8 protein-coding genes are annotated in these 7,941 nt (G+C 72.6%); 3 read left to right on the plus strand and 5 right to left on the minus strand.

Annotated features, from left to right (window positions below; all coding sequences use genetic code 11):
- Nucleotides 1-1,179, minus strand: a 1,179-nt coding sequence (locus tag H5J29_RS13770) for a sensor histidine kinase (protein ID WP_181781346.1), incomplete at its 3' end; no start/stop codon positions are given.
- Nucleotides 1,179-1,835 (minus strand): response regulator transcription factor, encoded by a 657-nt coding sequence (locus H5J29_RS13775; protein ID WP_181781347.1) that lies wholly within the window; start codon nt 1,833-1,835, stop codon nt 1,179-1,181. The genes H5J29_RS13770 and H5J29_RS13775, both read right to left, overlap by 1 nt.
- A gap of 25 nt (nt 1,836-1,860) precedes the next feature.
- On the opposite strand from H5J29_RS13775, the gene hisN reads away from it, so the two are divergent.
- Entirely contained in the window at nt 1,861-2,691 is an 831-nt protein-coding gene (hisN, locus tag H5J29_RS13780; protein ID WP_181781348.1) for a histidinol-phosphatase, read from the plus strand.
- A gap of 401 nt (nt 2,692-3,092) precedes the next feature.
- Nucleotides 3,093-3,560 (plus strand): MaoC family dehydratase, encoded by a 468-nt coding sequence (locus tag H5J29_RS13785; RefSeq protein ID WP_181781349.1) that lies wholly within the window; start codon nt 3,093-3,095, stop codon nt 3,558-3,560.
- Nucleotides 3,561-3,637: 77 nt separating this feature from the next.
- Here the strand turns inward: H5J29_RS13785 and H5J29_RS13790 are convergent, their stop codons facing one another.
- From H5J29_RS13790 to H5J29_RS13800, 3 genes are all read right to left on the minus strand, one after another.
- A complete protein-coding gene (locus H5J29_RS13790; protein ID WP_181781350.1) occupies nt 3,638-4,600 on the minus strand; it encodes a hydroxymethylglutaryl-CoA lyase in 963 nt (320 codons plus the stop codon).
- The gene (locus H5J29_RS13795) at nt 4,593-5,081 is read right to left on the minus strand and encodes a PH domain-containing protein (protein WP_181781351.1); all 489 of its coding nucleotides are present in this window, start codon (nt 5,079-5,081) and stop codon (nt 4,593-4,595) included. Before H5J29_RS13795 ends, H5J29_RS13790 begins: the two co-directional genes overlap by 8 nt.
- A gap of 67 nt (nt 5,082-5,148) precedes the next feature.
- Complete coding sequence (locus tag H5J29_RS13800) at nt 5,149-5,988, minus strand: biotin--[acetyl-CoA-carboxylase] ligase (RefSeq protein WP_181781352.1); 840 nt, start codon at nt 5,986-5,988, stop codon at nt 5,149-5,151.
- Nucleotides 5,989-6,256: 268 nt separating this feature from the next.
- Between H5J29_RS13800 and H5J29_RS13805 the strand changes: the two genes are divergently transcribed.
- Entirely contained in the window at nt 6,257-7,894 is a 1,638-nt protein-coding gene (locus H5J29_RS13805) for an acyl-CoA carboxylase subunit beta (protein ID WP_181781353.1), read from the plus strand.
- The last annotated feature ends 47 nt before the right edge of the window (nt 7,895-7,941 follow it).

Genomic DNA, 7,941 nt, shown 5'->3' on the forward strand with positions numbered 1-7,941 from the left:
GGACAGCTCCAGCCGCCCGCCGTCCGCCTCCACCAGCGCGCGGGCCAGGGCCAGCCCCAGCCCGGTCGACGACTGCACGGAGACGCCGCGGTCGAACACGTGCGGGACCAGCTCCTCCGGGATCCCCGCGCCGGTGTCGTTGACCTCGATGACCAGCGCGTTCGCGCCCTCGCGGGCGGAGATCGTGACGGTGCCGTCGCCGTGCTGGATCGCGTTGTCCACCAACGCGCCCACGGCCTCCCGGATGCGGGCGGGCGTGACCCGCGCCAGCAGCCCGTCGGGCACCCGGAGCTTGAGCCTGCGCCCCGCGGACTCGAGCGCGGGCCGCCACTCGTCGGCCACCTCGGACAGGCCTTCGCGCAGGTCCATCGGCTCCGCGCCCGCGGCCCGGGCCGCGCGGGCGGCCTCCAGCAGCTCGTCGAGCACCTCGGAGAGCCGCTCGGTCTGCTCGAGGGCGGCGAGGGCCTCGCGGCGGGCGTCGGGATCGGGGTGGGTGGACAGCTCGTCGAGCCGCAGGGTGAGCGCGGTGATCCGGCTCCGCAGCTGGTGGGACACGTCCCCGACCAGCGCCCGCTCGCGCTGGACGAGGTCGGCGAGCGCCCCCGCGGAGGTGTCCAGGACGTCCGAGACCCGGTCCAGCTCGGGGATGCCGTGGCGGTGCGGGGCCAGCCGGAAGTCACCGGCGCCGAGCCGCGCGGCCCGGTCGGCGACGTCGAGCAGGGGCTCTGCGAGCCTGCGCGCGGTGACGGTCGCGACGACCGCGCCCGTGCCCACCGACAGCACGACCAGCAGGATCACCACCACGGTGACCTGGACCTGCTGGGTGCGCATCACCGAGATCGGTTCGGACAGGGTGATCGTGCCGCCCTGCCCGAAGGGCAGCGACTCGGCGATCGTGTCGTCCTCGACCGGCGCGCCGATGGTCTGTATCGGCGCCCCCGGGACGTCGACGACGAGCCTGCCGCCCGCGGGCACGGCCAGCGCGATCGTCGAGGGGTCGATCGGCCTGCCGGGCGGCTCGTCGTCGAGCCTGCCCGCGATCCGCTCCAGCTGCTGGATCAGCTCGGCGCGGGTGAAGTCGTCCACCAGCCGCCAGGTCGTGAACGCCAGCGGACCGCCCAGGACCAGGGCCGTCACCGTGACGACGAACAGGGTCGAGAGCAGGATCCGTCTTCTCATCAGGCGTGGTTGAAGCGGAATCCCACGCCGCGGACCGTCGCGATCCGGCGCTCGCCGCCGATCTTGCGTCGCAACCAGGACATGTGCATGTCCAACGTCTTGGAGGTCTTCATGTCCGGGTCGTTCCAGACCTCGCGGAGGATCTCCTCGCGGGTCACGACCTGTCCGGCGCGCAGCAGGAGCACCCGCAGCAGCTCGAACTCCTTGTTGGCCAGGCCGACCTCCTCGCCGTCGACCAGGACGCGGCGGCCGGACAGCTCCATCCGCACGCCGCCGACCTCGACGGTCTCGGGGGTGAGCCTGCGCAGCAGCGCGCGGACCCGCGCGAGCAGCTCGGCGAGCCGGAAGGGCTTGCCGACGTAGTCGTCCGCGCCCGCGTCGAGGCCCACGACGAAGTCCACCTCGTCCGTGCGCGCGGTGAGCATCAGGACCGGCAGGTCGGGGAAGTCGGGACGGAGCCTGCGGCAGACCTCCAGCCCGTCCATCCCGGGCAGGCCGAGGTCCAGCACCAACAGGTCGACGTTGCCCTGCCGGACGACATCGAGCGCCGCGGTGCCGTCGCTGGCGACGTCCACCTCGTAGCCCTCGCGTTGCAGGGCCCGGGAGAGCGGCTCCGCGATCGCGGCGTCGTCCTCCGCCAACAGGACGGTGGTCACGGGATGAGAGTATGCCCACACCGGGATGGCATGCTGGCGCGCCGTGACCACCTCTGGCTCCGAACCGGACACCCGTGCCGATCTCGCCCTGGCCCTCCAGCTGGCGGACATCGCCGACGCCATCACGCTGCCCCGGTTCCGGGCCGCCGACCTCAAGGTCACCCGAAAGCCTGACCGCACGCCCGTGACGGACGCGGACACCGCCGCCGAGGAGGCCCTGCGCGCCTCGCTCGCCGGGGAGCGGCCCGCGGACGCGATCCTCGGTGAGGAGGGCGGCGGGTCCCTCGCGGGGCTGGGCGGACGGGGCTGGGTGCTCGACCCGATCGACGGCACCAAGAACTTCTCCCGCGGCATGCCCGTGTGGGGCTCGCTCATCGCGTTGTGCGTGGCGGGGGCGCCGACCGTCGGGGTGGTCAGCGCACCCGCCCTGGGACGACGCTGGTGGGGCGCGGCCGGCCTCGGCGCCTGGACGACCGACCGGCCCGGCGGCGAGGCGCGCCGGATCACGGTGACGGGCGTGAGGTCGCTCGAGGACTCCTACCTCTCGACGACCAATGTGGAGACCTTCCGCGGCAACGGGACCCTGGACCGCTGGCTGGCGCTGTCCGAGGCATGCTGGGAGACCCGCGCCTTCGGCGACTTCTGGCAGCACTGCCTGGTCGCGGAGGGCGTGCTCGACCTGGCCGTGGAGCCCGAGGCGAACCCCTGGGACCTCGCCGCGGTCCAGCCGATCCTGGAGGAGGCGGGCGGGCGGCTCACCGACCTGGCCGGGGTCGTGGGGTTCGCGGGCGGGAACGGACTGGCCTCCAACGGCCACCTCCACACGGCCGCCCTGGAGATCCTCCGCGCCCGCTGAGGGTCTGTCATCGGTTCTCCCGCAGCCGGTCAGGGTTCCCTGCCGGTACCCCGGCCCGTGATCACTGGTTCGGCGCGCGGAGCCGCGGTGGGCGCGGTGGGCTGCGCCGATGAGGCGATCATGTTCGGGGCGGGCGCCTGTGTGGGCGGGCAGGCACCATGATCACCGCGCAGGCACAGGCTCCCGATTGGGCACGCAGCGCCGCACCTCGCGGCCCCCGGTGCCGAGACCGCGATCATGCCAACGCTCTGCAGCTCTGACGGCCGCCAGACCCATGATCACCGGTTCGGCACACAGCACCGCGCACCCCGCGGCTCCCCGTGCCGGGGCAGTGATCAGTGGGCGCGGCGGGAGGCGCCGGACGTGGGCCGGTCCGGGAGGGAGTGGGTTAACGTCGGCCCATGCCGGAGATCGCGTTCGAGGACCTCACGCCGGGTCGGGTGTTCGACCTCGGGTCGGTGACGGTCGACCACGACGAGATGGTCGCGTTCGCCCGCCGTTTCGACCCGCAGCCCTTCCACCTCGACGAGGCCGCGGGGAAGGAGTCCATCTTCGGCAGGCTCGCGGCCTCCGGTTGGTACACCGCCGGGCTCTGGATGCGGCTCTACGTGGAGGACCTGCTGCTCGGCTCCACCGCGCTCGGCTCCCCCGGCGGCGACGAGATCGCCTGGCCCGCGCCCGTCTTCGCAGGCGACGAGCTGTTCGCCACGATGGAGGTCGTGGACGCGCGCCGCTCGTCGTCGAAGCCGTGGATGGGCTTGATCACCCTGCGGGCCTGGATGCGCCGCGGCTCGGCGGACAGCGAGGACGTGGTCTACCGCGCCCGCTTCACCGGCATGTTCGGCTCGCGGGACCAGCCTCGACCCTAGCGTCCGCCGCCTCTGCCGAGGGCGCGGGCCAGGGCGACCGGACTTCATGAGGAAGGCGCCCCCACAGTCCGGCGCGGTCAGCCCGCGTCGTCCCCACCCAGGGCCGATCCCAGCGCCTTGACCACCCGCGACGGCGACGGTCGGCCGAGCTGCCCCGCCATCCACACGCTCGTCTCGACCAGGGCGCCCAGCGAGGCGCCGTGCTCGATCCCCAGCCCGTCGAGCATCCAGACGAGGTCCTCGGTGGCCAGGTTCCCGGTGGCGGACTTGGCGTACGGGCAGCCGCCGAGCCCGCCGGTGGAGGCGTCGACCGTGGTCACCCCGCGGCGCAGTGCGGCGAGGGTGTTGGCGAGCGCCTGGCCGTAGGTGTCGTGGAAGTGCACCGCGATCGTGTCGATCGGGACGGAGGCGGCCACGCACGCGTCGATCACGGCCTCGGCATGGCCCGGGGTGCCGGTGCCGATGGTGTCCCCGAGCGAGAGCTGCCCGCAGCCCATCTCCACCAGCCGACGCCCGACGGCGGCGACCTGCGCGGGCTCGACGGCCCCCTCCCAGGGGTCCCCGAACGCCATGGACACGTACGCCCGCACCCGCATCCCCTCGGCGAGCGCCCGCTTCACCGTGGGCTCGAACATCGCGAACTGCGAGTCCAGCGTCCGGTTGAGGTTCTTCGAGGCGAACGTCTCCGTGGCGCTCGCGAAGACCGCCACGTGGTCCACGCCCGCCTCGATCGCCCGGTCCAGCCCGCGCTCGTTGGGCACCAGCACCGGATAGTCGACGCCCGGTCGCCGGTCGAGGACGGCGAGCAGGTCGGCGGCGTCGGCGAGCTGGGGCACCCACTTCGGGTGCACGAAGCTCGTGGCCTCGAGGGTCGTGAGGCCCGCCGCGGCGAGCCGGCCCAGGAACTCGGCCTTCACCTCCACCGGGACGACCGTCTTCTCGTTCTGCAGCCCGTCCCGCGCGCCGACCTCGTAGATCGTGACGTGCGCGGGCAGCCCCTCGACGGGGACCCTCATGGGCAGCTCGGCCTGGTCAGTCATGTGGGTCCGCGACCTCCTGGTAGAGCAGCGTGTGGACCCGCTCGACGTCGGGGATGTCGGCGAACTCCAACGGATCGTCCGACGCCGACTCGACCACGAGCGTGCCGCACCCCAGCATGCGCTCCAGGATCGTGTGCCGGAACTGGACGGTGTTGATCCGCGACATCGGGATGTCCATCCCGCTGCGCGACACGACCCCCTCCCGGACCAGCACCCGTCGGGTCGTGACGACGAAGTGGGTGGTGCGGAAGCGGAGGAAGGGCAGCACCGTGAACCGGGCCACGACCAGCACCGCGAGCGCGGCGAGCGCGATCCACGCGATGGCCGCCCAGCTCTGCGCGCTCACCAGCGCGGCCAGGAACGCCGCAGCCCCGACCACGACGAGGAACACCACGACCGGCCCGATCAGCATCTTCCAGTGCGGGTGGGTGTGCAGGACGACCTGCTCGCCCTCGACCAGCAGCTCGTCCGGGTAGGCCATGCGCGCATTATGGAGCCACATCTGTCGTTCGACGGCCCCGGGACGACAGTTGTGGCTCCATGACGCCTCAGGGGTCGGAGCGGTCCGCCGGCCGCAGGTGCACGATGTCGCCCGCCGCGATGGCCCTGCGGTTGCCGTCCGGTTCCAGGACGAGCAGGTGGCCCGAGGTGTCGACGTCCTCCGCGATCCCCACGACCGAGCTGCCGCCGGGCATCTCCACCCGCACCTGGGAGCCGAGCGAGAGGCAGCCCGCCCGGTAGTCGCCGCGCAGCCCGGACTCGTCCGCGTCCCCCGCCTCGGCCCGCCACGCCGCCTCCCGCTCGCCGAGGTTGCGCAGCACCTCGACCAGCAGCTCCGTGCGGTCGACGGCGGCGCCCTCGGCAGCCAGCGACGTCGCCGTGGGAGGCAGCGTGCCCGCCGGGGCGCCCACGTTGATCCCCATCCCCAGCACCACCCCGGGGCCGCCGCCGGACACCGCGGTCATCTCGGCCAGGATCCCGGCGCCCTTGCGGCCCTCGGGGCCGAGCAGCAGGTCGTTGGGCCACTTCAGGCCGGCCGCGACACCGGGGGCCAGGGTCCGGATCGCGTCGAGCAGCGCGACGCCTGCGAGCATCGGCAGCCAGCCCAACCGCTCGGCGGGCACACCCTCGGGCCGCCACAGCACGCTGACCGCGATCCCCGAGCCGCGCGGCGCCTCCCAGCTGCGGTCCAGCCTGCCGCGGCCCGCGGTCTGGTGCTCGGTGACCAGGACCGACCCGTCGGGTGCCCCGGCGACGGCCTGGGCGACGAGATCGGCGTTCGTGGAGCCCGTCGCGTCGACGACCTCGAGGCGGGTCCAGCGTCCGCCGGGGCCGAGCAACCGGTGCCGGAGGTCGTGGACGTCGAACGGGGCCGGTGGCGAGCTCACGGGCGGAACCTATCCCTGGTCGGTGGCCCGTTCCGGCCGCTTTCGGAGGTGAACGCGCCCGACGGTGCCCCGGACGCGACCGGTGCGCCCCCGGCTGCGCCGAACGAGCGACGGACGGTCGCGGGTGTGACGTGACGCAGACCGCGTTCACGGGAACGGTCACGTGTGACTGTCGCGCGTTAGAGTCCCACGTCATGAGCGAGCTTGCGAGCGAACCGATGATGCGGCGCTTGCGCGAAGCGCCGACCTCGCGCAGCGAGGGAGAGCGATGAGCGCTGCAACGGAGCCGATGGGGGACCCGTCGAACGCCCCGGACGTCGAGCCGGACGTGCACACGACCGCCGGCAAGCTGGCCGATCTGTACCGCCGCTTCGAGGAGGCTCTCCCCTCGGAGGCCGCCGCCGAGCGTCAGCACGCGAAGGGTCGACAGACCGCCCGCGAGCGGATCGACCTGCTGCTGGACCCGGGTTCGTTCGTCGAGCTGGACGCGCTGGTCCGGCACCGCTCGACCAACTTCGGGATGCAGGAGAAGCGGCCCTTCGGCGACGGTGTGGTCACCGGCACCGGGACGGTCGACGGGCGCCCGGTCGCCGTGTTCTCGCAGGACGCCACCGTGTTCGGCGGTGCGCTGGGCGAGGTCTACGGCGAGAAGATCGTCAAGGTCATGGACGTCGCGGCCAAGATCGGCTGCCCGGTCATCGGGATCAACGACGGCGGCGGCGCGCGGATCCAGGAAGGCGTCGCGGCGCTCGGCCTCTACGGCGAGATCTTCATGCGGAACGTCCGGTCGTCCGGCGTGATCCCGCAGATCTCGCTGATCATGGGCCCGTCGGCGGGCGGGGCCGTCTACTCCCCCGCGCTCACGGACTTCATCGTGATGGTCGACGAGACCTCGCACATGTTCATCACCGGCCCGGACGTGATCAAGACCGTCACCGGTGAAGAGGTCGGGATGGAGGAGCTCGGCGGCGGCCGGGCCCACAACTCCAAGTCCGGCGTGGCTCACTACCTGGGCAGCGACGAGCAGGACGCGATCGACTACGTGAAGGAGCTGCTCTCCTTCCTCCCGTCGAACAACCTGTCCGAGCCGCCGCTCTTCCCGGCGCCGGAGCCCACCGCGGGGTCGATCGAGGAGGACCTCACCGACGTCGACCGTGAGCTGGACACGCTCATCCCCGACTCGGTGAACACCCCCTACGACATCCGCGAGGTCATCACCCGGGTGGTCGACGAGGGCGAGTTCCTGGAGGTCCAGGAGCTGTTCGCGCCGAACATCGTCACCGGGTACGCCCGCGTCGAGGGCCGCTCGGTCGGCGTCGTGGCCAACCAGCCCATCCAGTTCGCAGGCTGCCTGGACATCGACGCCTCCGAGAAGGCCGCACGCTTCGTGCGGACCTGTGACGCCTTCAACATCCCGATCCTCACGTTCGTGGACGTCCCCGGCTTCCTGCCCGGTACCGAGCAGGAGTGGGACGGCATCATCCGCCGCGGCGCGAAGCTGATCTACGCCTACTGCGAGGCCACGGTCCCGAAGGTCACCGTGATCACCCGCAAGGCCTACGGCGGCGCGTACGACGTCATGGGGTCGAAGCACCTCGGCGGGGACGTGAACATCGCCTGGCCGACCGCCCAGATCGCGGTCACGGGCGCCCAGGGCGCGGTCAACATCCTGTACCGCAAGGAGCTCAAGGGCCTGGAGGGCGACGAGCTCGCCGCCAAGCGCGCGGAGCTGCAGCAGGACTACGAGGACACCCTCTGCAACCCGTACATCGCCGCTGACCGCGGGTACATCGACGCGGTCGTGCCGCCGTCGCACACCCGCGGGTACGTCGGCCGGTCGCTGCGGATGCTCGCCACGAAGCAGGAGCAGGGTCCGGCGCGCAAGCACGGGAACATCCCGCTGTGAGCTCGCCGGAGGACGTCGCCGAGCAGACCCCGGAGGAGCGTCGCGCG

The sequence above is a fragment of the Pseudonocardia pini genome, assembly GCF_013870575.1.
Classification (GTDB): Bacteria; Actinomycetota; Actinomycetes; order Mycobacteriales; family Pseudonocardiaceae; genus Pseudonocardia; species Pseudonocardia pini.

Excerpts from the sequence above, each read along its gene's own strand:
- hisN (WP_181781348.1), top strand. The coding sequence starts at position 1,861 with ATGGCATGCTGGCGCGCCGTGACCACCTCTGGCTCCGAACCGGACACC.
- H5J29_RS13785 (WP_181781349.1), top strand. The coding sequence starts at position 3,093 with ATGCCGGAGATCGCGTTCGAGGACCTCACGCCGGGTCGGGTGTTCGAC.
- H5J29_RS13790 (WP_181781350.1), bottom strand. The coding sequence starts at position 4,600 with ATGACTGACCAGGCCGAGCTGCCCATGAGGGTCCCCGTCGAGGGGCTG.
- H5J29_RS13795 (WP_181781351.1), bottom strand. The coding sequence starts at position 5,081 with ATGGCCTACCCGGACGAGCTGCTGGTCGAGGGCGAGCAGGTCGTCCTG.
- H5J29_RS13805 (WP_181781353.1), top strand. The coding sequence starts at position 6,257 with ATGAGCGCTGCAACGGAGCCGATGGGGGACCCGTCGAACGCCCCGGAC.